This window comes from Caenibius sp. WL (genome assembly GCF_019803445.1).
GTDB lineage: Bacteria > Pseudomonadota > Alphaproteobacteria > Sphingomonadales > Sphingomonadaceae > Caenibius.
The window spans coordinates 2196844-2223381 of the sequence record NZ_CP081844.1 but is presented as its reverse complement, the minus strand read 5'-3'; the positions used below and the strand labels follow the sequence as shown (position 1 = coordinate 2223381).

The window sequence follows — 26538 nt, the reverse complement described above, 5'->3', positions numbered from 1 at the left end:
TGCAGCGGTAACGAAGTTGCTGCCAGATGCGCAGCCTATGGATGCGAGGATGAGGGGGCAAGGCCGATCCGCCGGTTGGTGATGTCTATGCCGCAGACGAACGGGCACTGCTGACCGATATGGCGAAAAAGGCGGGCGATCAGAGGCGGAGGGCCAGTTCGCTCATGAACCGGGCATCCTCGCCGCGCGCCAGCCATTCGGCTTCGGCGGAAATCCCGCCCAGCATGGCGGCCAGATCGTCCATTTCGGACTTGGCGTAATTGCCCAGCACATAAGGCGTGACCCGGTCCTTGTGTCCGGGATGGCCGATGCCGATGCGGATGCGGCGGAAATCGGGGCCGAGATGCTGCGCGATGGAACGCAGGCCGTTGTGCCCGGCAATGCCGCCGCCCATTTTCACTTTCACTTTGAACGGCGCCAGATCCAGTTCGTCATGGAACACGGTCAACGCCGAAAGATCGAGCTTGTAGAAGCGCATCGCTTCCGAAACCGAACGGCCGCTTTCGTTCATGAAAGTGGCGGGCTTGAGCAGGACGATCTTTTCGGTGCCGATACGCCCTTCCTGCACCCATCCGGAAAACTTCTTCTGCACCGAACCGAAGCTGTGCATGTCCGCGATCACATCCACGGCCATGAAGCCGACGTTGTGCCGGTGCATCGCATATTGCGGTCCGGGATTTCCGAGGCCTACCCAAAGTTGCATCACGGTTCCCTAAAAGAAAAACGCCGGCCGCGCGAGTGCGGGCCGGCGTCTTTTCCCAAGCCGGGGCGAAGGGTCAGCCTTCGCTTTCCTCGGCAGCGGCTTCGCCATCGGCGGCTTCCGCTTCGGCGCGCTTCAACGCCGACGGAGCGACGATCGTCGCGATGGTGAAATCGCGATCGGTGATCGCGCTTTCGCTACCCGCGGGCAGCTTCACATGGCTGATGTGGATCGAATCGCCGACTTCCAGACCGGTCACGTCGACTTCGATTTCCGACGGAATCTTGTCCGCGTCGCAGATCAGGTCGAGTTCGTGACGGACGACGTTGAGCACGGCGCCCTTCTTGAGGCCCGGCGAGGCTTCTTCGTTGGCGAACACCACCGGCACCAGCACTTCGACCTTGGCATCCTTGGAAAGACGCAGGAAATCGACATGCAGCGGACGGTCGTTCACGGGATGGAAAGCGACATCCTTGGGCAGGGTGCGCACGCTCTTGCCACCGATTTCGATCATCACGATCGAGTTCGCGAAGTGACCGGTGCCGAGCTGGCGGACCAGTTCCTTCTCTTCAACGTGGATCGTCTGGGGTTCTTCCTTGCCGCCATAAATCACGGCGGGGACACGGCCTGCACGACGCAGCGCACGGGAGGCTCCCTTGCCTGCCTTTTCGCGCGCTTCGGCCGGCAACGTAAGAGCGTCGCTCATCTGCTTACCTTTCGAAAAACGGTTACTATGCTTTCGCGCCACGCCTCCAGGGATGACCATGGCCGCGAAGCGCGGGCCCCTATCGGCAAATCGGCGGAAATGCAAGCGCTGCCGCTATCGCCTGCCTGCGACGGCCTATTGCACGCGCCGCACGGTATAGCCGCGTTGCGCGAGCAGGGCGGGCAAGCCCTCATCTCCCGCCATATGGGCCGCGCCTACGGCGACAAACGGGCGCTGGCGTGCTTGCAGCATCGCCGCCACCCGATCCGCCCATGCCGTGTTGCGATCGACCAGCAGGGCCTGGCGCAATTCGGGATCGGCCAGCATCCCGCGCCCGGTTTCGCGCGCGATGGCGGCCATATCACCCTTGCGCCAATAGCCTTCGATGCGATTCTCGTTGCTGGCCGCGCTCGCCGCCTCGGCGACCACCGCGTCGAGGAGATCGCGTTGCTCCTCCTCCGGCAGGGCATCGAACAGGCCCAGTTGCCGCGCGGTTCCTTCCAGTTCCTCCACCGGCTTGGTCCCGGCCATCGCCATCAGCGCCCGGTCCACCCCTTCGCCATCCGCTGCCCCGCGCACCGCTTGGGCCAGCGTGAGCGCGGCGGCCCAGGTTTCGACATCGGCGAACTGCGCCTCCTTCAGCCCCGCCTGCTGCATCAGCTTGGCCAGAGCCTCGCGATAGGGCGCGCCGACTTTGGCGGAAAGCGGGGGCTGGCCCGGCGTCCGGGCAAGCCGGGTGAAAATCGCCTGCATGGCAGCGCTGTCGTCCAACTGGCGAATTTCGAGCACCAGTCTGTCCGCCCGTTCCAATGCCGCATCGATCCGGCCCGATTGCCAATCGACATGCGCGGGCAGAGCATGGATCGTCCCGAAGAGATAGCCGTGCTGGCCGTCCGGGCCGCTCACTTCCCACAGCGCCGGGGTGGCCGGAACCTGCGGCTGCGAACAGGCCGCGGCAAAAAGAGCGAGGGCAGCGCCCAGAGCGAGACGGATCGTCATTGGACACGCGCGCTCCCGATCCCGCGGCGGCGCAACTGGTCCTGCACGCTGCCCTGGCCCGCCAGATGGCCCGCACCCACGGCCACGAACACCGTGCCCGGCTGTTCGAGCCGCCTGACGATCCAGTTCGCCCAACTGGTGTTGCGGGCATAGAGAATACGATCCAGCAGTGCGGGATCGGTTTCTTCGTCGTTGATCAATTCCGCCAGGGCGTCGGCATTGCCCGCGCGCCATTCCTTCACCATGTCGGCAATCGTGGCCACCATATCCGGCGCGGCTTTCGCGGTGCTGCGCAGATAGGCGAGTTGCGCCGTTTGCGGCAGGGCATCGAACAGATCGACCTGTTCTTCCATTGTTTCCAGCGCACCGGTGCCAGTCTGCGGCCGTTTGCGCGCGGTCAGCACCGCTTCCACCCCCTTGTCGACCGAATAGCCGTTCTGCATCAGCGGCAGGAGATTGAGCATCAGGCCGGCATACCACGGCTTGAACCGGTCGAACGTCTCCGCCGGCATGCGGATGGCGTGCAGCGCCTTTTCGTAAGCCGCGCGATCTTCCGCGCTCATCAGAGCCCGCAAGTTTTGCCCTTGGGGCAGCATCGCCCGGCGCAGGAGCATGGCGCTCGCCGCCGCGCCGCTATCCTGATCCACTTCAGTGACAAGCTGATCCGATGTGGCGAGAGCCTTGCCAATAGTGTCCGAAAACCACGCGTCATCCCCGTCGAGCAGATGGATCGTGCCGAACAGATAGATCGTCGTATCCTCGTCCGCGACTTTCCACAGCGCGACGTTTCCCGCCGGGGTTTCCACCGCCGCCGGGGAAAGGACAGGGGCGGGAGCGGGCGCTTCTGCGCGGGCCGCCGGGCCGGACAGCGCAAACGCCGCGATCAGGGCGCCGCATGCCCCAGCCCATTGCCTGATTGGAAGTCTCATTGCACCAGCCTGCTCCGGTGGAGGTTTCATCGATGTGAACGCTATGCCTCCTACTCGGTGGAAGCGACATGGAAAACCGGCTTTTCAGCCACGCTTTTGCATTGCGGCATTGACCATCCCAAACCCATCCGCCATGGGCCCCGCCATGAGTGATGGCCGTGCACTGTGCCTGCAGGACATGATCCTTGCGCTTCATTCCTTTTGGGGCGCGCAAGGCTGTCTGATCCTGCAGCCCTACGATATGCGAATGGGGGCGGGCACGTTCCACCCCGCAACCACTTTGCGGGCTCTCGGGCCGGAACCGTGGAGCGCGGCGTTCGTCCAGCCCTGCCGCCGCCCGACGGATGGCCGTTACGGCGAAAACCCCAACCGGCTGCAACACTATTACCAGTATCAGGTGGTGCTCAAGCCGAGCCCGGAGAATATTCAGGAACTCTATCTCAAGAGCCTGGAAGTGATCGGGATCGATCCGCTCAAACACGATATCCGCTTTGTCGAAGATGACTGGGAAAGCCCCACGCTGGGCGCCTGGGGCCTGGGCTGGGAAGTGTGGTGCGATGGGATGGAAGTCACCCAGTTCACCTATTTCCAGCAGATGGGCGGGTTCGACTGCAAGCCGGTGGCGGGCGAACTGACTTACGGTCTCGAACGTCTTGCGATGTATATCCAGGGCGTCGACAACGTTTACGATCTCGCGTTCAACGACCGCGGCGTGACTTATGGCGACGTGTTCCTCGAAAACGAACGCCAGATGAGCACGTGGAACTTCGAAGTGGCGAACACCGAAAGCCTGTTCGACCTGTTCCGCAAGGCGGTGGAGGAATGCCGCAACTGCCTCGCCAATAATCTGCCCATCCCGGCCTATGAACAGGCGATCGAGGCGAGCCATATCTTCAACCTGTTGCAGGCGCGCGGCGTGATCAGCGTGCAGGAACGCGCCAGCTATATGGCGCAGGTGCGCGATCTGGCGCGCGGTTCGTGCGAAGCCCACATGGCCAAGGAAGCAGGCCGCTGGGCGGCGAACTATCCGGGGTGGACGGTATGAGCGATTTCCTCCTCGAACTGCGCTGCGAAGAAATTCCTGCGCGGATGCAGGCCGGCGCGCGGGCGGAACTGGAAAAGCTGTTCCGCAAGGAAATGGCCGAAGCTGGCGTGGCCACGGGCGCTATCACCGTATGGTCGACCCCGCGCCGCCTGGCGCTGATCGCCCGCGATCTCCCCGCGCAGACCGAAGCGGTGCGCGAGGAAGTGAAAGGCCCGCGCAGTTCCGCGCCGCCTCAGGCATTGGAAGGCTTCCTGCGCAAGACCGGGCTGACGCAGGACCAGTTGGAAGAGCGTGACGGCATCTATTACGCCGTGACCGAAAAGCCGGGCCGCGCGGTCAAAGCCGTTCTGGCCGAAGCGATCCCGGCTATCGTCCGCGCGTTCGCCTGGCCGAAATCGATGCGCTGGGGCGCGGCCTCGCTGTCGAGTGAGAGCCTGCGCTGGGTGCGCCCGCTTTCGGGCATCGTCGCGATTTTCGGGGAAGATCTGGTGGAATGCGAAGTGGGCGGCGTTGCCTCCGGTTTCGCCACCCGTGGCCACCGCTTCCATTGCCCCGGTGAGATCACCATCGGCAGCGCGGCCGACTATGCCGAAAAGCTGCGCGCCTGCCACGTGATCGTCGATCATGGCGAACGCGAAAACATTGTCCGTTCCGGCGCGCAGGCCGCCGCAGGCTCGACCGGGCTGGCGCTGGTGGAAGACGAAGGTCTGGTGGTCGAAAACGCGGGGCTGACCGAATGGCCGGTGCCGCTGCTCGGCCGGTTCGACGAGGAATATCTTGAGGTTCCGCCTGAGGTTATCCAGCTAACTGCCCGTACCAACCAGAAATATTTTATCTGCCGCGATGCGCAGGGCAAGCTTGCCAACGCCTTTGTCTGCACCGCCAATATCGTGGCGGCGGACCATGGCGCGGCGATCGTGGACGGCAATCGCAAAGTCCTTGCTGCGCGCCTGTCCGATGCCCGCTTCTTCTGGGAAGTGGACCGCAAGAAGGCTCTGGCCGAACACGCGGTGAAGCTGGGCAATATCGTGTTCCACGAAAAGCTTGGCACTGTGGCCGACAAGGTCGACCGGGTGGCCAACCTGGCTCGCTGGCTGGTGGAACAGGGCATCGTCAAAGGCGCCAGCGCTGATGAGGCGGAACTGGCCGCGCGCCTTGCCAAGGCCGATCTCGTCACCGAAATGGTTGGCGAATTCCCGGAATTACAGGGCCTTATGGGCGGCTATTATGCCCGCGCCGAAGGGCAGAGCGACGCCGTGGCCGATGCCGTGCGCGATCATTACAAGCCGGTCGGGCAGGGGGACGACGTTCCCACCGCCTCGGTGACGGTGGCCGTCAGCCTGGCGGACAAGCTCGATACCCTGCGCAGCTTCTTCTCGATCGATGAAAAGCCGACCGGATCGAAAGACCCGTTCGCGCTGCGCCGGGCCGCATTGGGCATCATTCGGTTGCTGACCGACAACGGCCTGCGAATGAGCATTGCCGAAGGCGATCTGCTCGATTTCTTCGCCGACCGGCTCAAGGTCCAACAGAAGGAAGCGGGCATTCGCCACGATCTGATCGATGCCGTGTTCGCGCTGGGTGGGGAGGACGATCTCGTGCGCCTGCTCGCCCGGGTCCATGCCCTGCAGTCGTTCATCGACACCGAGGATGGCGCCAATCTCCTCGCCGGGTACAAGCGTGCCGCCAATATCCTCAAGAAGGAAGAATGGCCGGAAGCGGGCGCTGCCGCAACGCTGGCCTATACGCCCGAAACGGCCGAGAAGGCGCTGATCGATGCGCTCGACACCGCGGAACCCAGGGCCGTGGCCGCCATCGATGCGGAAGACTTCGCGGGCGCGATGGCCGCGCTGGCATCGCTGCGCGCGCCCATCGATGCCTTCTTCGACGAAGTGACTGTGAACGATGCCGATCCCGGCAAACGCGCGGCCCGTCTGGACCTGCTGGCGCGCTTCCGGGCCGCGGTGCATAAAGTGGCGAATTTCTCAAGGATCGAGGGGTAGGGGATCGGTCCTTATGGACTGTGTCACCCCTGTCACCCCCCTCGAAAACAGCACAGGAGCTGGCGGCTCGATATGAACAAGTCGGTCTACACATTCGGTGGTGGCGCCAATCATGCTGATGCGCGCGCCCGCGACAAGACGATCGTGGGCGGCAAGGGCGCGAATCTGGCGGAAATGGCGGGAATCGGCCTGCCCGTGCCGCCGGGCTTTACGATCACGACCGAAGAATGTGTCGCCTATCTCGCTGGCGGATCGGACTTTTCGGCGGAGCTGCGCAGCGAAGTCGCCACCGCGCTCCGGCATATCGAACAGGCCGTGGGCAAGACGTTCGGCAACCCGGCCGATCCGCTGCTCGTTTCGGTCCGTTCGGGCGCGCGGGTTTCGATGCCCGGCATGATGGATACCGTGCTCAATCTCGGCCTCAACGATGAAACGGTGAAAGGCCTTGCCGCCACTTCGGGCGACGAGCGGTTCGCCTGGGATTCCTACCGCCGTTTCATCCAGATGTATTCCGATGTGGTGCTCGGGCTCGATCACGGCGCGTTCGAGGAAGCGCTGGAAACCGCCAAGGAAGACAAGGGCTACTATTCCGACACGGAAATGCTGGCGGAAGACTGGACGGCCTTGGTCGGCGAATACGAGGCCATCGTCGAGCGCGATCTTGGCCGCCCGTTCCCGCAGGATGTCAACGAACAGCTCTGGGGCGCGATTGCCGCCGTGTTCGATAGCTGGGATTCCGACCGCGCCAAGGTCTATCGGCGGCTGAACGATATCCCCGGTGGCTGGGGCACGGCGGTCAACGTGCAGGCGATGGTCTTCGGCAACATGGGTGACACCAGCGCCACCGGTGTGGCTTTCACCCGCGATCCGGCGACGGGCGAGAAAGCCTATTACGGCGAATGGCTCGTCAATGCGCAGGGTGAAGACGTGGTCGCGGGCATCCGCACGCCGCAGTACCTCACCAGGCGCGCCCGCGAGGCTGCCAATGCCAAGCCGCTGAGCATGGAAGAGGCGATGCCCGAAGCTTATGGCGAACTGGCCAATGTCTTCGAACTGCTCGAAAAGCATTACAAGGACATGCAGGACATCGAGTTTACCGTAGAACGCGGCAAGCTGTGGATGCTCCAGACCCGTTCGGGCAAGCGCACCGCCAAGGCCGCGCTCAAGCTTGCGGTCGATATGGTCGGCGAAGGGCTGATCGACGAAGCGACCGCGATCAAGCGGGTCGATCCGATGGCGCTCGACCAGTTGCTGCACCCGACGCTCGATCCCGATGCGCCGCGCGATATTCTCACCAAGGGGCTGCCTGCCTCGCCGGGCGCGGCCGCCGGTGCCATCGTGCTCGACGCCGATACGGCGGAAAAGCGCGCTGAACGCGGCGAAGCGGTGATTCTGGTCCGCGTTGAAACCAGCCCGGAAGACATTCACGGCATGCACGCGGCCAAGGGCATCCTCACGGCGCGAGGCGGGATGACCAGCCACGCGGCGGTGGTCGCGCGGGGCATGGGCCGACCCTGTGTTTCGGGCGCATCCTCGGTGCATATCAATCTGGCCGAGCGTACGTTGCGGATCGGTGATCGCGATCTCAAGGAAGGCGATCTGATCACGCTCGATGGCGCCACGGGTGATGTGATGGCCGGTGAAGTGAAAACGATCGAACCCGAACTGGTCGGCGATTTCGCCACGTTGATGGCCTGGGCCGACAAGCACCGCCGGATGAAAGTGCGCACCAATGCCGAAACGCCCGCCGATTGCCAGATGGCGCGGCAGTTCGGCGCGGAAGGCATCGGCCTGTGCCGCACCGAACACATGTTCTTCGACGACACGCGGATCACCGCCGTGCGCCAGATGATCCTGGCGGACAACGAAGCCGGGCGGCGGGAAGCACTGGCCAAGCTGCTGCCCGAACAGCGCGCTGATTTCCGCAGCATCTTCGAAGTGATGAAGGGCCTGCCGGTCACTATCCGTCTGCTCGATCCGCCGCTGCATGAATTTCTGCCCCACGGCGACGCGGAATTCGAGGAACTGGCGCAGGCCACCGGCTATGGCGTCGACCGCTTGCGCCGACGGGCCGCAGAACTGCACGAATTCAATCCGATGCTGGGCCATCGTGGGTGCCGTCTCGGCATCACTTACCCGGAAATCTACGAAATGCAGGCCCGCGCCATTTTCGAGGCCGCGTGCGACGTCGCCAAGGCCGAAGGCGAAGCGATCGTCCCCGAAGTGATGGTGCCATTGGTGGGCACCAAGCGCGAACTCGATATCCTGAAGGATCTGATCGACCGGGTGGCAGGGGAAGTGTTCGCCGAATGCGGCACCACGCTCGATTATATCGTGGGCACGATGATCGAATTGCCGCGCGCGGCGCTGATGGCGGGGGAAATCGCGGAATCCGCGCATTTCTTCTCCTTCGGCACCAACGATCTGACGCAGACGACGCTGGGTGTCAGCCGCGACGATGCGGCACGCTTCCTGGCGCAGTATGTCGAAAAGGGCATCTATCAGCGCGATCCCTTCGTCAGCCTCGACGTGGAAGGTGTGGGCCAGCTCGTCTCGCTTGCAGCCGAAAGGGGCCGGGCGACGCGCGAAGGCATCAAGCTCGGCATTTGCGGCGAACATGGCGGCGATCCGGCTTCCATCGCCTTCTGCGAACAGGTCGGGCTCGATTACGTCAGCGCGTCGCCCTACCGCGTGCCGATTGCCCGCCTCGCGGCAGCGCAGGCGGCCTTGGGCTGAAATCCAGTCAGGTCGGGGCTGGCGTCAGAATGTCAGCCCCGCCAGCCGCTTAACGTCAATATTTCGAAGCGTTCGGATGTGCGCCCATCGGCGTCCGCCGCATCGCGGAAAGCGGCCTGAGCTTTGGTCTGCATCGCCCGCGTGAGCGGAGGAGCAGCCGAAGCCAGCACATTGCCCAGCGCCTGCGCACGCAGATCGCCAACGAGCCGCTCCAGAGAGCCGAAGCGCACCGTCAGCGTCCGGCTGTCGACCACCGGTTGGCCCCAGCCCACACGCTGCAGCAGTTGCCCGCCGGCCCGCACATCCACCATCGGATGCATTCGAGCGGCGGGCCGCTCTCCATCGGCGGCGAGCATGGCCTGGCGCAGCTGGGGCAGACTGCCCGCTCCCATGAAGCTGGCGATGGCCAGCCCGCCGGGGGCAAGCGCATTGCGGATATGGACCAGTGCCCCGGGCAAGTCGTTGACCGTATCGAGCGTGCCGAGGCTGACCACCAGTTCGAACGGACCGAAGGGGTAAGGCCGTTCTTCATCGATTGCCTGTTCCCCAGCGCCCGGCACGCTGTCGGCACGGGTGACAGCGCAGCCGTTCGCGGCCAGTGTAGCGGCCAGCATTCCCGTCCAGTCGCCCACCACAAGCGCGCTTTGCGGTTCATGGCGGAGGAAACTCAACCGCTCCAGCACGTCCTCGATCATGTCATCGAGGATATAGTGCGGCGCATCGGGCTGGCCTTGGAGGTGCCGCAGCCGCTGCCGGGCGGCGCGGCGGCGGGCAGGATGGAATATCCGGGGCGGGGGAGGAGCGTTGTCGGCCATGCATGCCCCCTGCCGCGCACGGCCCGATCGCGCAAGCACCTTGCCGGGCTTCCACGCCCGGTCCATGACAGGGCGATGGGGGTTTCGGAGCATATCGCCCGTGCGTTCGCCCCGGTGGTGGACCTGGTGTTCCCGCCGCGTTGCCCGCTGTGCGGCGCGGGGCTGGCCGCGCAGGACGGTCTGTGCGCTGCCTGCTGGAGCGAACTGGCAATCCCGGGGGAGCCCTGCTGCGCCCTTTGCCAGCGGCCCATCGCTTCGGACGCTGCACAGGATGGCACGATCTGCGCCCCGTGCCTTGCCACCCCGCCGCGTCATGACGGGATTGCCGCCGCCACGCTCTACAACCCGGCGTCGCGCAAGCTGATCCTGTCGTTCAAGCATGGGCGCAAGATCGCTCTTGCACCGATGATGGCGCGCCTGATCGCGGCGCGCCTGCCGCAAACCGTGGGGCCGGACTGGCTGTTCGTACCAGTGCCGCTGCATCGCTGGCGGCTATGGCGCCGGGGCTTCAACCAGTCTGCCCTGCTGGCCCGCGAAATGGCCCGACTGCGCCGGGGGCACGCCTGTGTGGACACGCTGGTGCGCCGCAAAGCAACGCCCTCACTGGGCGGGCTCGGCCGCAAGGCGCGCCGGCGCGCCCTGTCGGGCGCAATCGCGCTTGCCCCGCAATGGCAGGCGCGTGTGCGCGGTGCCCGGGTGGTGCTGGTGGACGATGTTTTGACCAGCGGGGCCACCAGCGATGCCTGTGTCGCGGCCTTGCGGCGGGCAGGAGCCGAGCAGGTGGTGATCGCCTGCTTTGCCCGGGTGGCGGATGAGGCGCTGACCGGCCAGGCAGGAGATCCACAGGCTTATAACGAAACCCGCTAAAGCTGCTTCTGCTGGAATGATCCGGATAAACGAAGACGCCCGGGAATGATCCCGGGCGTCCGCGTGACGAAATTCTTAGGACTGAAGAAACCATCCCCCAGATGGCCCCTTCGGGTCCGATCCCTCTTGTTTCGGCGCGCCTCGTTTAATGGGCTGCTGCCTAAATCCCCCCTGTACCTCAGCGCTTGCTTCGCGCGCCAGATCCGGCGGAGCGGCCCTCCAAGACCGCGAGAACTGTTTCCCATCAATGCCGGAACGAAGGAAGCGTGTTCCGCAAGGCACGTGGATTTTCGGTGCCATCTGTGGTTATCGTGCAACAAGCCCGGACGTGTGGTCCGGACGATCAGTTGCGACAAAGGACAATGACCATTTCCAGCCATTCACATGATTCGCACGATCGCGAGCAAGGGTCGGCCTTTATGCCGAAATTCGACGATAACGGCCTGATGGTGGGCGTTGCGACCGATGCCCGTGACGGTGAAGTTCTGATGATCGCCTTCCTGAACGCCGAAGCGCTGGCGAAGACCCGCGAATCGGGATTCGCCCATTTCTATTCGCGTTCGCGCGGCAAGCTGTGGATGAAGGGCGAAACCTCCGGCCACGTGCTGCGTGTGCAGGAGATTCTCGTCGATTGCGATCAGGACGCGCTAGTGATGAAAGTCGTGCCCGAAGGGCCTGCATGCCACACTGGCGCACGGAGCTGTTTCTATCGCAGGCTCGAAGGCGATGGACTGGCCCCGCGCGAGGAGCCATGAACCAGCCCGCCCTTGAAACGTTGCTCATCTGAAGCCCAGCAGCCTCCATGGCTGCACCAGCAGGAAGGAATACGATGCCGAGCTACAATGCACCGGTCCGCGACACCCGTTTCGTGATTAACGAACTGCTCGATCTTTCATCTTACGCGGATCTGCCGGGGTTCGAAGCGGTCACGCCCGAGCTAGTCGATACGCTGGTGGAAGAAGCCGGGAAGTTCGCTGGCGAAGTGCTCGCCCCCCTGAACATGATCGGCGACAAGGAAGGCTGTACCCGCCATCCCGATGGCAGGGTGACGACACCGCCGGGCTTCAGGGAAGCCTACAACCAGTTCCGCGAGGCGGGCTGGGGGGCGATCTCGATGCCTACCGAGTTCGGCGGGCAAGGGCTGCCGCACGTGCTCAATTTCGTGGTCGAGGAATTCGTCGATGCGGCGAATATCGGGTTCGGCCTCTATCCGGGGCTGGCGATGGGGGCGGTGGCTGCTCTCGCCAATGCAGGGACGCAGGAGCAGCAGCAGACCTATCTGCCCAGGCTGGTTTCCGGCGAATGGCTGGGTACGATGAATCTGACCGAAGCGCATTGCGGCACCGATCTCGGCCTGATCCGCACCAAGGCTGTGCCGCAGGATGATGGTTCCTATGCGATCAGCGGCACGAAGATCTTCATCTCATCCGGCGAACACGACCTGACAGAGAACATCATCCATCTCGTGCTGGCCAAGATGCCCGACGCACCGGAAGGTACGAAGGGAATTTCGCTGTTCGTCGTTCCCAAGATTCTGGTGAATGCGGATGGTTCGCTCGGCGAACGCAACACGCTGTCCTGCGGCGCGATCGAGGAGAAGATGGGGCTGCATGGCAGCGCCACCTGCGTGATGAATTACGACGGGGCCAAGGGCTGGCTCGTCGGGCAGGAAAATCGTGGGCTCGCGGCGATGTTCGTGATGATGAACGCGGCGCGCCTCGGCGTCGGTATCCAGGGGCTGGGGCAGGCGGAAACGGCTTTCCAGAACGGCGCCAACTATGCCCGCGAACGGCGGCAGGGCAGGGCGCTGACCGGCCCCGCAGATCCCGGTCAACCGGCCGATCCGATCATCGTCCATCCGGATGTGCGGCGCATGCTGATGAATGCCAAGGCGCTGACGGAAGGTCTGCGCGCACTGGCGCTGTGGAGCGGGTTGCAGGTCGATCTGGCGCACAAGGCGAAGACGGCGGAGGAACGGCAGGCGGCCGATGATCTGATCGGGCTGCTGACGCCGATCGTCAAAGGCTATACCACCGAGAAGGCGTTCGAAGTCACGGTGGCCATGCAGCAGGTCTACGGCGGCCATGGCTACATCACCGAATGGGGGATGGAACAGTTCGTCCGCGATGCCCGCATTCCGATGATCTACGAAGGCACCAACGGCGTGCAGGCGATGGACCTGTGCGGCCGCAAGCTGGCCAAGGATGGCGGGCGAGCGATCCAGGCATTCTTCCAACTGGTGGACGAGGATATCGCCGCCGCCAAGGACGATGCGCAACTGAGCGAGATTGCCGCCAAGCTGGCCAAAGCCGTCGGAGAGCAGAAGGCCGCCACGATGTGGTTCCTCCAGAACGGCATGACCAATCCCAACAATGTGGGGGCGGGCGCGTTCAACTACCTCAGCCTGATGGGTATCGTCTGCGTGGGGCTGATGTGGTTGCGCATGGCCCGCGTTGCTGCGCGCAAGCTGGCCGAAGGTGCCGAGGACAAGGCCTTTTATGAGGCGAAGCTCGTCACGGCGCGTTACTTCGCCGATCGTATGATGCCCGAGGCGGGTGCGCTGCGCCATATGATCGAAGGCGGCAGCGATGCCATGATGGCCTTGCCCGCTGACGCTTTCGGCGCGGTGTCCTGAGACGGATTATCGCTGGAAAGTGACCTTATCGGGCGGATGTCCCGCCTGATCGGGCCGTGAAATGGCGCCAATCTGCGGTGGATGGTGCAGACATGCCGGTTCACCCGGTGGGCGGCCCAAGCTGTCGCAATCTCCTCGCTCCCCCTGTTTCGATGTCTGAGTCTGGCTTCGTAACAGGGGGCTGCGAAAGGAATTGCGAATGACTTCTCCCTGGAAGCTGGCCGCAGCCAGCACCGCCACCGCATTGGCCATCGCTCTGGGCGCAACCGGAGCTATGGCGCAGACACATCATGCTCCACCGCCGAAAGCGGGCGGCGCGGCCCAGGTTCCTCCGTCCGTCGACACCGATAACGATGGCGTGCCCGATGCCTGGGATCGCGATGCCAACGGCGTGGCCGACGCCTGGGATAGCGACGGCGACGGCAAGCCCGACCTTTTTGATGACGATGGCGACGGCAAGCCCGATACCCAAGCAAAGGCAGAAGCGCAGCGATAAGGGGCGGTCAGCCGGCTGCGAACACTTCGTCGAACAGCGATTGCATCGCGGCCCAGCTTTGCCGGTCGGCGCTGGCATTGTAGCCGAACATATCCGATCCACGCAGATCGCTGGCCGGGTCGGTGAAATTGTGTTTCACGCCGGAATAGCTATGGAAATGCCAGGTCGCCCCAGCGGCATCCATTTCTTTCCAGAAAGCCAGAACGTTCTCTCGCGGGGCGAGCGGATCGGCATCGCCGTGGCACACCAGAATGCGCGCGGCGATCACCCCGGGGGGTGCCGGACGGTCCGTGTCGAGCAGGCCGTGAAAACTGACCACCGCCGCCAGATCGGCCCCGTCGCGCGCCAGTTCAAGGACTGCCGCACCGCCCATGCAATAGCCAATGGCGGCCATCGGCAGGCCCTGCATTTCAGGCAGGCCGCGCAAGGCATCCAACGCAGCGCGCAAGCGTTGGCGGAAATAGCCGGTATCCGCCCGGGCCGCGTCGGCCAGCGGCCGCGCGGCGTCGAAATCCGCAGGAATCTCGCCGTAGAAATCGGCAATAAACGCCAGATAGCCGGAAGCCGCCAGATCGCGCGCAGCCTGCTCGATCCGCGCCGATCCGTTGATGATCGTAGGATAAATCACGATCCCGGCGCGGGGTGGGCCCGCCGGACGGATCAACCGCCCGGTAAGCGCCACTTCGCCGTGGTGATAACGGATGGGCTCAAAGCCGCTCATGCACGCTTACTCCGGCAGGAAGTCGGGAACCGAAAGATAACGTTCGCCCGTATCGTAATTGAAGCCGAGCACGCGCGCGCCGGGGGCAAGATCGGGCAACTTCTGGGCAATGGCGGCCAGTGTCGCCCCTGAACTGATGCCGATCAGAATGCCTTCCTCCCGAGCGCAGCGGCGGGCCATTTCCTTGGCGTCTTCCGCTTCGACCTGAATCGCGCCATCGATGGCCTGGGTGTGCAGATTGCCCGGAATGAAGCCCGCGCCGATCCCCTGGATGGGGTGGGGGCCGGGTTGGCCACCGGAAATGACCGGGGAAAGCGTGGGTTCCACCGCGTAGGCCTTCATATCCGGCCAGCGGGCTTTCAACACTTCGGCGCAGCCGGTCAGATGCCCGCCGGTGCCCACGCCGCTGACCAGCAGCGAGATCGGCGTATCGGCGAAGTCGGCGAGGATTTCCTGTGCGGTGGTGTTCGCGTGGACCGCGACATTAGCGGGATTTTCGAACTGCTGCGGCATCCATGCGCCGGGTGTGGTGGCGACCAGTTCCGCCGCCCGTTCCAACGCACCTTTCATGCCCTTTTCACGCGGTGTGAGATCAAAAGTGGCGCCATAGGCCAGCATCAGCCGCCGCCGTTCGATCGACATGCTTTCGGGCATGACGAGAATCAGCTTGTACCCCTTGACTGCGGCTACCATCGCAAGACCGATCCCGGTGTTGCCCGAGGTCGGCTCGACAATAGTGCCGCCGGGTTTAAGGCTGCCGTTGGCCTCCGCCGCTTCGACCATGGCAAGCGCGATACGATCCTTGATCGAGCCGCCGGGGTTGGAACGTTCGGACTTCACCCACACTTCGTGATTCGGAAACAGCCGGGAAAGACGAATGTGGGGGGTGTTGCCGATAGTGGCGAGGATATTGTCGGCTTTCATGTCGCTCTTCCCTTGTTGTCGTCAGAATCCTGTGGATCGAATGTTCGCGCCCGGCGCAATTCCGGGAACAGCCATGACCACAATGCCGTGATGAATATCGCACCTGCGCCGCCGATGACAACCGCGCCCACACTGCCCATCACCGCGGCGAATGCGCCGGCGCGCATTTCGCCCAGCTCATTCGATGCCGATATGGCGAGACCCGAAACGGACGACACGCGCCCGCGCATCGCATCCGGCGTGTGAAGCTGCACCAGCGTGCTGCGAATGAAGACCGAAACCATGTCTGCGGCGCCAAGGACGAACAGCATCGTGAGCGACAGCCACATCTCGGTAGAAAGGCCGAAGCCGATAGTCGCTGCGCCGAACACCACCACCGCCCATAGCATCTTGACCCCGACATTCCGTTCCACCGGGCGGAAAGACAGCCACAGCGCGACCAACCCCGCACCCAGTGCTGGCGCGCCGCGCATGATGCCGAGTCCTTCCGCCCCGACATGGAGAATATCGCGGGCATAGACTGGCAGCAGGGCAGTGGCCCCGCCAAGCAGGACGGCAAACAGATCGAGCGTGATGCAGCCGAGCAGGAAACGCTGCCTGATCGTGAAAGTCAGCCCTTCGGCCATCTGGCGGAGCGGTTTCAGCTCCTTCCCGTCACGCGGTGGATGAACCGGCCTGATGCCCAGAGTCAGCGCCGCGGATGTGAGCAGCAGCCCGAACGATACGAAATAGGGCAACGATTCGGACAGACCGAACAGCAGCCCGCCGACCGCCGGACCGATGACGGTACCCGCCTGCCAGGCGATAGAACTGAGCGCGATGGCCTTGGGCAACAGCCGGGGCGGCACAATGTTCGGCGCAATCGCGCTGAGCGCGGGCCCGGTGAAAATCCGGGCGGCACCATGCGCCGCCGCGATGGTGAACAGGATCGGCAGGTTAAGCGCGTCGAACCAGGTGAACAGAGCGAGCGCCAGCGCGCTGCAACTGTCGAGCAGATTGGCGAAGACTGCCACTTTGCGCCGTTCGAAACGGTCGGCCGCATAGCCCGCGACCGGCGTGAGAAGGAACAGCGGAATGAACTGGACGAGCCCCAGAAGACCAAGCTGGAAAGCCGCCTGCGCCTTATCCATGCCGTAATCGGATCGCGCGACGTCGTATGTCTGGTAGCCGATCAGGACCACCATCGAGAGTGTCGAGAAGACTGCCAAGAAGCGCGCCAGCCAGAAAAACTGGTAGTCGCGGATCTGTAACGGAGAATTTACGTCCTGCACACAGCGCCCATGACATCGGTGGGGCAGCATGCCAAGCAATTGAAGCTATGGCCTGCCATGCTCCGTCTTTCGACGGATGAAGTGCCGCGTCAGTGCGAGCGTCGTAGCGGTGTGGGCTGCAATTGTTCGACGATGCTGGCGAAACTGTCGAGCCGCAGCAGGCGTTCGAACTGGAACCCGGCGCGGTTGTCCTTGGTCCACATGCAATAGCCTTCGATCCGGCCGACTTCGGGCAGGCGGATCAGCACACGATCGCCACGGGCAAGATTTTCGGCGTTGTCGATCATGAAGCCCTGCGCCGAGATATTGACGATGCGCATAGAGACATCGCCATGGTCACGATGTTCGGCGACAACCGTATGATTGACGGGATGGCGCGTGGAACGGCGCATGTCCGGAACGGAAAGGTGGGCACCACCAGCCACGATCACAACATCTCCTTGTCCTGCTGCTGGGCGAGCATGGCACGGGTGGCTTAAATTTCGGTAAAAGTTGCCCACCCACCTCACACAGGGCGCAGTACGCCGTGTTTCTTCTTACCAGCCGAGATGCGGACTTCCGCTCCGCCGGGGATCAGATGGGCATCGTCCTTGATGCTTTCGCCATCCAGCTTGGCCCCGCCACCGGCGATCAGCCTTTTGGCCTCACCGCGACTCGCAGCGAAGCCGATGCCGACCAGGGCATCGATCAGGCCGATCCCTTCGGCAGGCAGTGCGAATTCGGGCAATTCCGCCCCGACCCCGCCACCGGCGAACGTCGCCGAAGCTGTCGCTTCGGCCGCTTGCGCCGCGTCTTCGCCACGGCATAGTTTCGTCGCTTCGTTGGCCAGCGCGATTTTCGCTTCGTTGATGGCGCTGCCCGACAATGCCGATAGACGCGCGATTTCATCCAGCGGCAGATCGGTGAACAGACGCAGGCGCGCCGGAACATCGGCATCGGCGGTGTTGCGCCAGAATTGCCAGTAATCGTAATTGGAAAGCTGGTCTTCGTTCAGCCAGACGGCCCCACCGACGGTCTTGCCCATTTTCGTGCCATCGGCATTGGTCAGCAGCGGAGTGGTGAGGCCGAAGACCTGCGTCCCGTCCACCCGGCGCGACAGTTCCACGCCGTTGACGATATTGCCCCATTGATCCGATCCGCCCATCTGAAGGCGGCACCCCGCACGGCGCGACAGTTCCAAGAAATCGTATGCCTGGAGAATCATGTAGTTGAATTCGAGAAAGCTCAGCGATTGCTCGCGATCGAGCCGCAGCTTGACCGAGTCAAAGCTGAGCATGCGGTTGACCGAGAAGTGCTGTCCGATATCCCGCAGGAAGGGGATGTATTCCAGCTTGTCCAGCCACTCTGCGTTGTCGACCATAATCGCATCGGTCGGTCCATCGCCAAAAGTCAGGAAGCGTTCGAACACGCGCCGGATCGAAGCGACGTTGTGCGCGATCACATCGCCGGTCAGCAGCTTGCGCGCCTCGTCCTTGAAGCTGGGATCGCCGATCTTGCCGGTGCCGCCGCCCATCACCACGATGGGTTTGTGACCGGCGCGCTGCAACTGGCGCAACATCATGATCGAAACCAGATGGCCCACATGCAACGATGGCGCAGTGGGATCGAAGCCGATATAGCCCGGCACGATCTGCCGCTGCGCAAGGGCGTCCAGCCCCTCGGCATCGGTAAGCTGGTGGATATAGCCGCGCTCGTCGAGTAGGCGCAGCAGAGTCGATTGGTAATTCATGGCGCTGGTCATCGCGCGCGCGCCTAGCACGGAGAAACCCGCTTGGGAACGCATAGGCTCGTCTGCCACCCCGATACACCGTCTGTTGCCGTTAAAAATATCACTGCCACCATTTTCGATCATCCGGCGAGCGGCCTGCTCCTGCGGTGGCGGGTCGATGGCTGTTCGGCGCTGGTCTTGCCCAGCTATGCCGGTTCGGGGCGGGGGGCCGAATTGTGGCAAACCACTTGCTTCGAACTCTTCGCACAGCAAAGCGGCACTGCTTATGAGGAATTCAATTTCTCTCCGTCGCAGCGCTGGGCGGCCTATCGTTTTTCGGCCTACCGCGAAAACCGGCAGGATATCGAAGCGGGCGAAGGGCCGGTGATCGATCATCAAAGCGGCGAACAGCTTTTCGTGCTCACGGCGAAGCTTCCCGGTTTCAAGCTCGATACGGGCCGCGTGGGACTCAGCGCGGTGATCGAGGAGCGGGGCGGGATCAAAAGCTATTGGGCCCTGGCGCATCCAGCGGGTGAGCCTGATTTTCACGATCCGTCTTGCTTCATTGCGGCGGTTCCGGCACCGCAGCGCGTATGAAATTCGGGATCGATCGCCTGCTGGCGGAACAGGAACTGCGCAAACCGCTGTTGGGGAAACGGGTAGCGCTCGTCGCGCATCCCGCCTCCGTTACACAGGGTCTCGTCCACTCGCTCGATGCACTGGCGGCCTGTTCTGACATCACGTTGACGGCGGCTTTTGGCCCACAACATGGGTTGAAGGGCGACAAGCAGGATAACATGGTCGAAACCGACGATGAGCTGGACCCAGCCTACGGCATTCCCATTTTCAGCCTTTATGGCGAAGTGCGCCGTCCCACGCCTGCAATGATGGATACGGCCGATGTGTTCCTGTTCGATCTGCAGGATCTGGGCTGCCGTATCTACACGTTCGTCACCACGTTGCTTTACATGCTCGAAGCTGCTGCCGCGCAAGGCAAGAGCGTGTGGGTGCTCGATCGCCCCAATCCCGCCGGCAGGCCGGTAGAAGGCACGCTGCTGCTGCCTGGGCAGGAAAGCTTCGTCGGTGCGGGGCCGATGGTCATGCGGCATGGGCTTACGCTGGGCGAAATGGGCCAGTGGTTCGTCGATCATTTCAAACTCGATGTCGATTATCGCGTCATCCCGATGGAAGGCTGGCAACCCGATGCCGCGCCGGGCTTTGGCTGGCCCGATAGCCGCATCTGGATCAATCCCAGCCCCAACGCCGCCAATCTCAACATGGCGCGCGCCTATGCGGGCACTGTGATGCTGGAAGGCACGACCTTGAGCGAGGGCAGGGGCACGACCCGTCCGCTCGAAGTGCTGTTCGGCGCACCCGATATCGATGCCGTGAAAGTGCTGGGCGAGATGCACCGACTGGCGCCGGTATGGCTGGCCGGTTGCGCCATTCGCCCGTGCTGGTTCGAACCGACTTTCCACAAGCATCAGGGGCAGCTTTGCAACGCGCTGATGATTCATGCTGAAGGCAGATTCTACGATCATATCGCGTTTAGCCCCTGGCGGTTGCAGGCCCTGGCGTTCAAGGCGATCCGCAATCTCTACCCGGATTATCCGATCTGGCGCGATTTTCCCTATGAGTATGAGTTCGAGCGTTTGGCCATCGATGTGATCAACGGCGGCCCGGCACTGCGCGAATGGGTTGATGATCGGCAAGCTGCCGCCGGGGATCTCGATGCGCTGGCAGCGGTGGATGAACAGCGCTGGAGCGAAGAAACCCGCCGGTTTCTGCTTTATCGCTGATCCGGATAGGTGCCGGACACCTGTCCGCCAGCACTCAATTCCGCTTGCGCGTCAGTTCCCGCATGGCATCGTCGAGCCCGTCCAGCGTCAACGGATACATCCGTTCGCCGAACAACTGCCGGATCATCGTGGTCGACTGGCTGTAGCTCCAGTAATCCTGCTTCACCGGATTGAGCCAGACGGTCGCAGGATAGGTGTGCAGCACCCGTTCCAGCCAAACAGCGCCCGCTTCCTCGTTCATATGTTCGACGGACCCGCCGGGATAGGCGATTTCGTATGGGCTCATCGCGGCATCGCCGACGAAGATCACTTTGTAATCGTGCCCGTATTTATGGAGGATATTCCAAGTGGATGTTCGTTCCTGCCATCGGCGGTGATTGTCCTGCCACACGCCTTCATAAAGGCAGTTGTGGAAGTAGAAAAATTCCAGATTCTTGAATTCGGTGGTGGCCGCGCTGAACAGTTCCTCGACAAGTCGGATATAGGGATCCATCGATCCCCCGACATCAAGGAACAGCAGCACTTTCACCGCGTTGTGCCGTTCCGGGCGCATATGGATATCGAGGAAACCCTGCCGGGCCGTGCCGCGGATGGTGGCGTCGATATCCAGTTCGCTGGCCGCGCCTTCCCGCGCAAAGCGGCGCAGGCGACGCAGCGCCACCTTGATATTGCGCGTGCCCAGTTCGCGCGAACTGTCCAGATTGGCGAACTCGCGCTTTTCCCACACCTTGATCGCGCGTTTGTGGCGGCTTTCTCCGCCGATCCGCACGCCTTCGGGGTTGTAGCCCGAATTGCCGAACGGACTCGTTCCCCCAGTTCCGATCCACTTGTTTCCGCCCTGATGGCGGCCGTGCTGTTCCTCAAGCCGTTTCTTGAGCGTCTCCATGATCTCATCCCAACTGCCGAGAGATTCGATCTGCGCCATCTCCTCAGGCGTGAGGAACTTCTCGGCCACGGCTTTCAGCCATTCTGCGGGAATATCCACCGGCTGCTGGCCATAGTCGCTGAAAATCCCCTTGAAGACTTTCTGAAACACCTGGTCGAAGCGATCGAGCAGCCCCTCGTCTTTCACGTACGTTGCGCGCGAAAGATAGTAGAACGCTTCCGGCGTCTGTTCGATCACATCACGGTCCAGCGCCTCAAGCAGGATCAGATGCTCCTTGAGGCTTGCCGGAATCCCGGCTGCACGCAATTCGTCGAGGAAACTGAGGAACATCCCTCAATCCTTTGCAATGACCGGGGCAGGGGGCTGGCCCGCATGTCGTTCAAGCGCGGGATCGATCATCGCCCATTCCGGGGCCTCGGCTGTCCAGATCGCCATCTGCGGCCTCAGCGCGGGCGTTGCGCCCAGCACACCGATCCGCACGGTCTTGAGATGCATCCGGGCCGAACTCTGCCCGTAAACCTGCGTGCCGCAGGACGGGCAGAAGTAGTACGTCAGCGTATTGCCGCTGGCGGCAGTCCAACCGGAGGAGGCGGTATCGCCGGTTACGGTGACATCGCCGGCATCAAAGATCGCGTTGTGCGTCGGTCCACCGGCGGCAAGCTGCTGGCATTGGCGACACCAGCATTGGCGCGTGGCGACAGGCGCATCCGCCTTGACCGCTACTTTCACCTGCCCGCAGGCGCATTGTCCGGCAAAAGCCATACGATCAACGCTCCCGCCGGGCCATGAAGGCCAGACGTTCGAACATCATGATATCCTGTTCGTTTTTCAGCAATGCACCATGGAGTGGCGGGATCGCCTTGGTCGGATCGCGGTTCTGGAGCACGTCCAGCGGCATATCCTCGACCAGCAGCAGCTTGAGCCAATCAAGCAGTTCCGAAGTGCTCGGCTTTTTCTTCAGCCCCGGCGTTTCGCGCAGTTCGTAGAACATTTCCATCGCTTTGGTGACCAGTTGCTTTTGAATGCCGGGGAAGTGGACTTCCACGATATCGCGCATCGTCTCCGGATCGGGGAATTTGATGTAGTGGAAGAAGCAACGGCGCAGGAAAGCGTCGGGCAGTTCCTTCTCGTTGTTCGAAGTGATGACGACGATAGGCCGTTCCTTCGCTTCGATCCGCTCCTGCGTTTCGTAAACGTCGAAGCTCATACGGTCGAGTTCCTGCAACAGGTCGTTGGGGAATTCGATATCGGCCTTGTCGATTTCGTCGATCAACAGGACCGGCAACTGTTCGGCCGTGAAAGCCTCCCACAGTTTGCCTTTCTTGATGTAGTTGCGGATATCGTGGACCCGCTCGTCGCCCAACTGGCCATCGCGCAGGCGGGCCACCGCATCGTATTCGTAAAGCCCCTGCTGGGCCTTGGTTGTGCTCTTGACGTTCCATTCGATCAACGGCGCATCAATCGCCTTGGCGATTTCGTGCGCGAGCACGGTCTTGCCGGTGCCGGGTTCCCCTTTCACCAGCAGCGGGCGGCGCAAGGTTACCGCAGCGTTGACCGCAACCTTGAGATCATCCGTCGCGACATAGTTCTGGGTCCCCTCGAAACGCGTGGTCATCGGTAATATCGTCCTTATCGGCTGGCGCGCATCCCGGCGTGCCAACGTTCACATCAATCGCGAACCATCACCGCTGCATCGCGAACGATGCCAATGCAATGATTTTTACAGCGCCACGGCAGGTCGGTGCGCCAACTCCGGGGCTGCGATCATTTCACAACAGGTTCGCACGCCAAACCGATGGCATCCCCCACAAAAGAAATTTGTTACAAATCGCCTCTTGCGCCCGCACGCACCTTTCCTATTTTGAATGGGCGGACCGGGCCCCTCTGGCGCGGCGAGCTGGCCTGATAGGCAGTTCGCTTCGTGATGTCGGACCGCATCGGATGACGCCGATGCCTTGGGTCCGGGATCTTCCCCCCTCATCCCCCGAACCCAGGGCGCGGCGCATCCGATCGAACGTCACTTTCGTTTCGATAGGGAGCATTTCCATGTCCGACACCGTGTATCGCCTGATGGAACGCCATCAGAAGCTCGATGCCTTGCTGACGCAGGCACGCGCGCGCAGATTTCCCAATGCGTTGGAACTGGTACGCCTGCATGCGTTGAAACTGGCGCTGCGCCGCCGTCTTGGCGATCTGATGGGCCATAGCAACCGCATGCCGGCGCACTGCTGACCGGACCGAAGCCAGCACTTTCAAGCGAAGTGCTGGCTTTCCGGTAGCAGCATCCCCCGTCAATCAAGGCAAAGCCGATGGATTTCCTGTTTCTCGACTGGTTGGGCACGCCCCTCTGGTTTTGGGTGGCGTTTGTCGCCATCGTTCTCACACTGACCGCATTCGACCTTGGCGTGTTGCACAAGGAAGATCGGGCCATGGGCGTGCGGGAATCGCTTGTCCTGTCGGTGTTCTACATCGGCATTGCCATGCTGTTCGGGCTCTGGGTCTGGTATGCCCGGGGCGCCGATCTGGGGATGAAATACTACACCGGGTTCTTCATCGAAAAGGCGCTGTCGATCGACAATGTCTTCGTGATTTCCCTGATTTTCAGCTTTTTCGCCATCCCGCGCGAATATCAGTACCGGGCGCTGCTGTGGGGTATTCTGGCGGTGATCGTCCTGCGCGGTCTTATGATCGCGGCCGGGGCGGCGCTAGTCGAACAGTTTTACTGGACGCTGTATCTTTTCGCCGCCTTCCTGATCGTGACCGGCTTGCGCATGCTGTGGGTGTCCGATCATGATCCGGACATCGGCAACAACAGGGCCGTGCAGTGGCTTTCACGCCATATGCGGGTGTCCAGGGAGCTTCATGGCCGCCACTTCCTGGTCAAGGAACAGGACGCCAGGACCGGCAAGATGGTGCTGGCGGCCACGCCGCTGCTGCTGGCGCTGATCGTCATCAATGTGGCCGATTTGATTTTCGCGGTCGATTCCGTTCCGGCGATCTTTGCGATCACCACCGATACGTTTATCGTCTATACGTCGAACATCATGGCCATTCTCGGTTTGCGGGCGCTCTATTTCGCGCTGGCGGCGATGATTCACCGCTTCCACTACCTGAAGTATGCTCTGGCTCTGGTTTTGGTGTTCATCGGTTCGAAAATCTTCATCGGCGATTTTCTCACTGAAAGCGGCAAAGTCCCGCCTGTGATCAGCCTAGGCGTAACGTTCGCTCTGATTCTTGGCGGGGTGGTGTGGTCGCTCTGGAAAACGCGTGGGGAGGCGGCGCATCCGGCGCCCTGAGAGCGCCGGGGCAAAAATTGGTCAGGCGTCGATCAGGTCGCGATCTAGTTCACCGGCCCGGTTCTGGATGAAATTGAAGCGGTGTTCGGGATTGCGGCCCATCAACTGATCGACCAGTTCCTTTACTGCCGCCCGCTGTTCGAATTCAGGGGGCAGAGTAATGCGGATCAGGCTGCGGCTTTCCGGCCCCATCGTGGTTTCGCGCAATTGCTGGGGATTCATCTCGCCCAGACCTTTGAAGCGGGCCACTTCTACCCGCTTACCCTTGAACACCGTCTGCTCAAGCTCTGCCCGATGGGCATCGTCGCGGGCATAGATGCTCTCTTTGCCCGCGGTCAGCCGATAGAGCGGAGGCTGGGCGAGAAACAGATGCCCCCGGCGCACGACCTCCGGCATTTCTTGGAAGAAGAACGTCATCAGCAAAGTCGCGATATGCGCGCCGTCCACGTCTGCATCGGTCATGATAACGATACGGTCGTAGCGCAAGTTCTCTGGGTCGCAGTCCTTCCGCGATCCGCAGCCGAGCGCGAGGATAAGATCGGCGATTTCCTGATTGGCGCGTATCTTGTCCGAGCTTGCCGATGCGACATTGAGAATCTTGCCCCGGATGGGAAGAATCGCCTGCGTCTTGCGGTTGCGGGCCTGCTTTGCGCTGCCACCCGCCGAATCCCCTTCGACGATGAACAGTTCGGTTTCGCCATCCCCTTCGCCGGAGCAATCGGTCAGCTTGCCGGGAAGCCTGAGTTTCTTGGCGTTGGTCGCCGTCTTGCGTTTGACTTCCCGTTCCGCCTTGCGGCGCAAACGTTCGTCCATCCGCTCCATCACCTGGCCCAGCAGCGCCTTGCCGCGTTCCATGTTGGAGGACAGGAAGTGATCGAAATGATCGCGCACGGCGTTTTCCACCAGACGCACGGCTTCGGGGGAAGTGAGCCTGTCCTTCGTCTGGCTCTGGAACTGGGGCTCGCGGATGAAGACCGACAGCATCACTTCCGCGCCGGTCATCACGTCATCGGCCGAAATATCCTTGGCCTTCTTCTGGCCGACCAGTTCGCCAAAGCCGCGCAGCCCCTTGGTCAGCGCTGCGCGCAGCCCCTGCTCGTGCGTGCCGCCATCGGGGGTGGGCACGGTGTTGCAGTACCAGCTTGTCGCCCCGTCGGACCACAGCGGCCAGGCAATCGCCCATTCCACGCGCCCTTGCTCTTCGGCAAAGTCCTGCCGCCCGGCGAAAGGCTGACTGGTGACGCATTCGCGGTCCCCGATCTGCTCCGCCAGATGATCGGCAAGGCCGCCGGGAAACTGGAACACCGCTTCGGCCGGGACATCGTCGGATGCGAGGCTCGGCGCGCATTTCCAGCGGATTTCGACCCCGGCGAAAAGATAGGCTTTCGAGCGGGTCAGGCGGAACAGCCGCGATGGCTTGAACTGCCGATCACCGAAAATTTCGGGATCCGGCGTGAAAGCAACGGTGGTCCCCCGCCGATTGGGGGTTGGCCCCAGGCGCTGAAGCGGGCCAAGCGTGACCCCACGGGCGAATTCCTGCGCATAAAGCTGCTTGTCGCGCGCGACTTCCACCCGGGTGTGTTCCGACAGCGCGTTGACCACACTGACACCGACGCCGTGCAGGCCGCCCGAGGTGGCATAGGCCTTGCCGGAGAACTTGCCGCCCGAATGGAGCATGGACATGATGACTTCGAGCGTGGACTTGCCCGGAAACTTGGGGTGTTCGTCCACCGGCATCCCACGGCCGTTGTCGCTGATCGTCAGGCGGTCGCCTTCGGCCAGCGTGACCTCGATCCGCGTGGCATGGCCTGCAACCGCTTCGTCCATGGCGTTGTCGAGCACTTCGGCGGCCAGATGATGGAGAGCGCGGTCGTCCGTCCCGCCGATATACATGCCCGGACGACGGCGAACGGGCTCCAGCCCCTCCAGCACCTCGATCGCGGACGCATCGTAATCGCCGCCGCCTGCGGGCAGCTTGTCGAACAGATCATCGCTCATCGCA

At 62.7% G+C, this 26538-nt stretch carries 25 protein-coding genes; 11 read left to right on the top strand and 14 right to left on the bottom strand.

Features of this window, described 5'->3' with window-relative positions:
- Positions 1-139 precede the first annotated feature (139 nt).
- From pth to K5X80_RS10550, 4 genes are all read right to left on the bottom strand, one after another.
- Entirely contained in the window at positions 140-703 is a 564-nt protein-coding gene (gene pth / locus K5X80_RS10565; protein ID WP_222557707.1) for an aminoacyl-tRNA hydrolase, read from the bottom strand.
- Between the two features lie 73 nt (positions 704-776).
- Complete coding sequence (locus K5X80_RS10560) at positions 777-1406, bottom strand: 50S ribosomal protein L25/general stress protein Ctc (RefSeq protein WP_222557706.1); 630 nt, start codon at positions 1404-1406, stop codon at positions 777-779.
- 135 nt (positions 1407-1541) lie between these two features.
- Positions 1542-2405, bottom strand: coding sequence for a TraB/GumN family protein (locus K5X80_RS10555; protein WP_222557705.1), 864 nt, complete (start codon positions 2403-2405; stop codon positions 1542-1544).
- Positions 2402-3334, bottom strand: a complete 933-nt coding sequence (locus K5X80_RS10550; protein WP_222557704.1) for a TraB/GumN family protein — start codon at positions 3332-3334, stop codon at positions 2402-2404. Before K5X80_RS10550 ends, K5X80_RS10555 begins: the two co-directional genes overlap by 4 nt.
- Before the next feature lie 145 nt (positions 3335-3479).
- On the opposite strand from K5X80_RS10550, the gene K5X80_RS10545 reads away from it, so the two are divergent.
- From K5X80_RS10545 to ppdK, 3 genes are all read left to right on the top strand, one after another.
- Positions 3480-4379 carry a glycine--tRNA ligase subunit alpha gene (locus K5X80_RS10545; protein ID WP_261390498.1) on the top strand — a complete coding sequence of 300 codons (900 nt, stop codon included), beginning with the start codon at positions 3480-3482 and terminating at the stop codon, positions 4377-4379.
- Positions 4376-6382, top strand: coding sequence for a glycine--tRNA ligase subunit beta (glyS, locus tag K5X80_RS10540; protein WP_222557702.1), 2007 nt, complete (start codon positions 4376-4378; stop codon positions 6380-6382). Before K5X80_RS10545 ends, glyS begins: the two co-directional genes overlap by 4 nt.
- 72 nt (positions 6383-6454) lie before the next feature.
- Positions 6455-9118, top strand: a complete 2664-nt coding sequence (gene ppdK, locus K5X80_RS10535; protein WP_222557701.1) for a pyruvate, phosphate dikinase — start codon at positions 6455-6457, stop codon at positions 9116-9118.
- A 32-nt stretch (positions 9119-9150) separates the two neighbouring features.
- Here ppdK and K5X80_RS10530 read toward each other — a convergent pair whose 3' ends face one another.
- Positions 9151-9933, bottom strand: a complete 783-nt coding sequence (locus tag K5X80_RS10530; protein WP_222557700.1) for a methyltransferase domain-containing protein — start codon at positions 9931-9933, stop codon at positions 9151-9153.
- A gap of 75 nt (positions 9934-10008) precedes the next feature.
- Here K5X80_RS10530 and K5X80_RS10525 point away from each other — a divergent pair, with 75 nt between their 5' ends.
- The 4 genes from K5X80_RS10525 (at position 10009) to K5X80_RS10510 (ending at position 13931) form a co-directional block, all read left to right on the top strand.
- The gene (locus tag K5X80_RS10525; RefSeq protein WP_222557699.1) at positions 10009-10800 is read left to right on the top strand and encodes a ComF family protein; all 792 of its coding nucleotides are present in this window, start codon (positions 10009-10011) and stop codon (positions 10798-10800) included.
- 419 nt (positions 10801-11219) lie between these two features.
- Positions 11220-11555: a phosphoribosyl-AMP cyclohydrolase gene (gene hisI, locus K5X80_RS10520; RefSeq protein ID WP_349306067.1), complete on the top strand. Its 336-nt coding sequence runs from the start codon at positions 11220-11222 to the stop codon at positions 11553-11555.
- A gap of 74 nt (positions 11556-11629) precedes the next feature.
- A complete protein-coding gene (locus tag K5X80_RS10515; RefSeq protein ID WP_222560430.1) occupies positions 11630-13435 on the top strand; it encodes an acyl-CoA dehydrogenase C-terminal domain-containing protein in 1806 nt (601 codons plus the stop codon).
- A gap of 199 nt (positions 13436-13634) precedes the next feature.
- On the top strand, positions 13635-13931 hold the full coding sequence (locus K5X80_RS10510) for a hypothetical protein (RefSeq protein WP_222557697.1): 297 nt from the start codon (positions 13635-13637) through the stop codon (positions 13929-13931).
- A 7-nt stretch (positions 13932-13938) separates the two neighbouring features.
- Here the strand turns inward: K5X80_RS10510 and K5X80_RS10505 are convergent, their stop codons facing one another.
- From K5X80_RS10505 to tyrS, 5 genes are all read right to left on the bottom strand, one after another.
- Positions 13939-14652 carry a dienelactone hydrolase family protein gene (locus K5X80_RS10505; RefSeq protein ID WP_222557696.1) on the bottom strand — a complete coding sequence of 238 codons (714 nt, stop codon included), beginning with the start codon at positions 14650-14652 and terminating at the stop codon, positions 13939-13941.
- Between the two features lie 6 nt (positions 14653-14658).
- Positions 14659-15576, bottom strand: a complete 918-nt coding sequence (cysK, locus tag K5X80_RS10500; protein WP_222557695.1) for a cysteine synthase A — start codon at positions 15574-15576, stop codon at positions 14659-14661.
- Complete coding sequence (locus K5X80_RS10495) at positions 15573-16847, bottom strand: MFS transporter (RefSeq protein WP_222557694.1); 1275 nt, start codon at positions 16845-16847, stop codon at positions 15573-15575. Before K5X80_RS10495 ends, cysK begins: the two co-directional genes overlap by 4 nt.
- A gap of 89 nt (positions 16848-16936) precedes the next feature.
- Positions 16937-17272 carry a PilZ domain-containing protein gene (locus K5X80_RS10490; RefSeq protein WP_222557693.1) on the bottom strand — a complete coding sequence of 112 codons (336 nt, stop codon included), beginning with the start codon at positions 17270-17272 and terminating at the stop codon, positions 16937-16939.
- An 80-nt stretch (positions 17273-17352) separates the two neighbouring features.
- Positions 17353-18588: a tyrosine--tRNA ligase gene (tyrS, locus tag K5X80_RS10485; protein ID WP_222557692.1), complete on the bottom strand. Its 1236-nt coding sequence runs from the start codon at positions 18586-18588 to the stop codon at positions 17353-17355.
- Between the two features lie 30 nt (positions 18589-18618).
- On the opposite strand from tyrS, the gene K5X80_RS10480 reads away from it, so the two are divergent.
- Complete coding sequence (locus K5X80_RS10480; protein WP_222557691.1) at positions 18619-19152, top strand: DOMON-like domain-containing protein; 534 nt, start codon at positions 18619-18621, stop codon at positions 19150-19152.
- The gene (locus tag K5X80_RS10475) at positions 19149-20354 is read left to right on the top strand and encodes an exo-beta-N-acetylmuramidase NamZ family protein (RefSeq protein WP_222557690.1); all 1206 of its coding nucleotides are present in this window, start codon (positions 19149-19151) and stop codon (positions 20352-20354) included. The genes K5X80_RS10480 and K5X80_RS10475 overlap by 4 nt, the downstream gene beginning before the upstream one ends.
- Before the next feature lie 34 nt (positions 20355-20388).
- Here the strand turns inward: K5X80_RS10475 and K5X80_RS10470 are convergent, their stop codons facing one another.
- From K5X80_RS10470 to K5X80_RS10460, 3 genes are read right to left on the bottom strand one after another with little or no spacing between them, the layout of a single operon-like run.
- Entirely contained in the window at positions 20389-21570 is a 1182-nt protein-coding gene (locus K5X80_RS10470; RefSeq protein ID WP_222557689.1) for a vWA domain-containing protein, read from the bottom strand.
- A gap of 3 nt (positions 21571-21573) precedes the next feature.
- Complete coding sequence (locus tag K5X80_RS10465) at positions 21574-22002, bottom strand: GFA family protein (protein ID WP_222557688.1); 429 nt, start codon at positions 22000-22002, stop codon at positions 21574-21576.
- A gap of 4 nt (positions 22003-22006) precedes the next feature.
- Positions 22007-22855, bottom strand: a complete 849-nt coding sequence (locus K5X80_RS10460) for an AAA family ATPase (protein ID WP_222557687.1) — start codon at positions 22853-22855, stop codon at positions 22007-22009.
- A 431-nt stretch (positions 22856-23286) separates the two neighbouring features.
- Between K5X80_RS10460 and K5X80_RS10455 the strand changes: the two genes are divergently transcribed.
- Together K5X80_RS10455 and K5X80_RS10450 are read left to right on the top strand one after the other, a co-directional pair.
- Positions 23287-23472, top strand: a complete 186-nt coding sequence (locus tag K5X80_RS10455; protein WP_222557686.1) for a hypothetical protein — start codon at positions 23287-23289, stop codon at positions 23470-23472.
- A 77-nt stretch (positions 23473-23549) separates the two neighbouring features.
- The gene (locus tag K5X80_RS10450) at positions 23550-24536 is read left to right on the top strand and encodes a TerC family protein (RefSeq protein ID WP_222557685.1); all 987 of its coding nucleotides are present in this window, start codon (positions 23550-23552) and stop codon (positions 24534-24536) included.
- A gap of 21 nt (positions 24537-24557) precedes the next feature.
- Here K5X80_RS10450 and parE read toward each other — a convergent pair whose 3' ends face one another.
- Positions 24558-26534 carry a DNA topoisomerase IV subunit B gene (gene parE / locus K5X80_RS10445; RefSeq protein ID WP_222557684.1) on the bottom strand — a complete coding sequence of 659 codons (1977 nt, stop codon included), beginning with the start codon at positions 26532-26534 and terminating at the stop codon, positions 24558-24560.
- Positions 26535-26538: the final 4 nt, after the last annotated feature.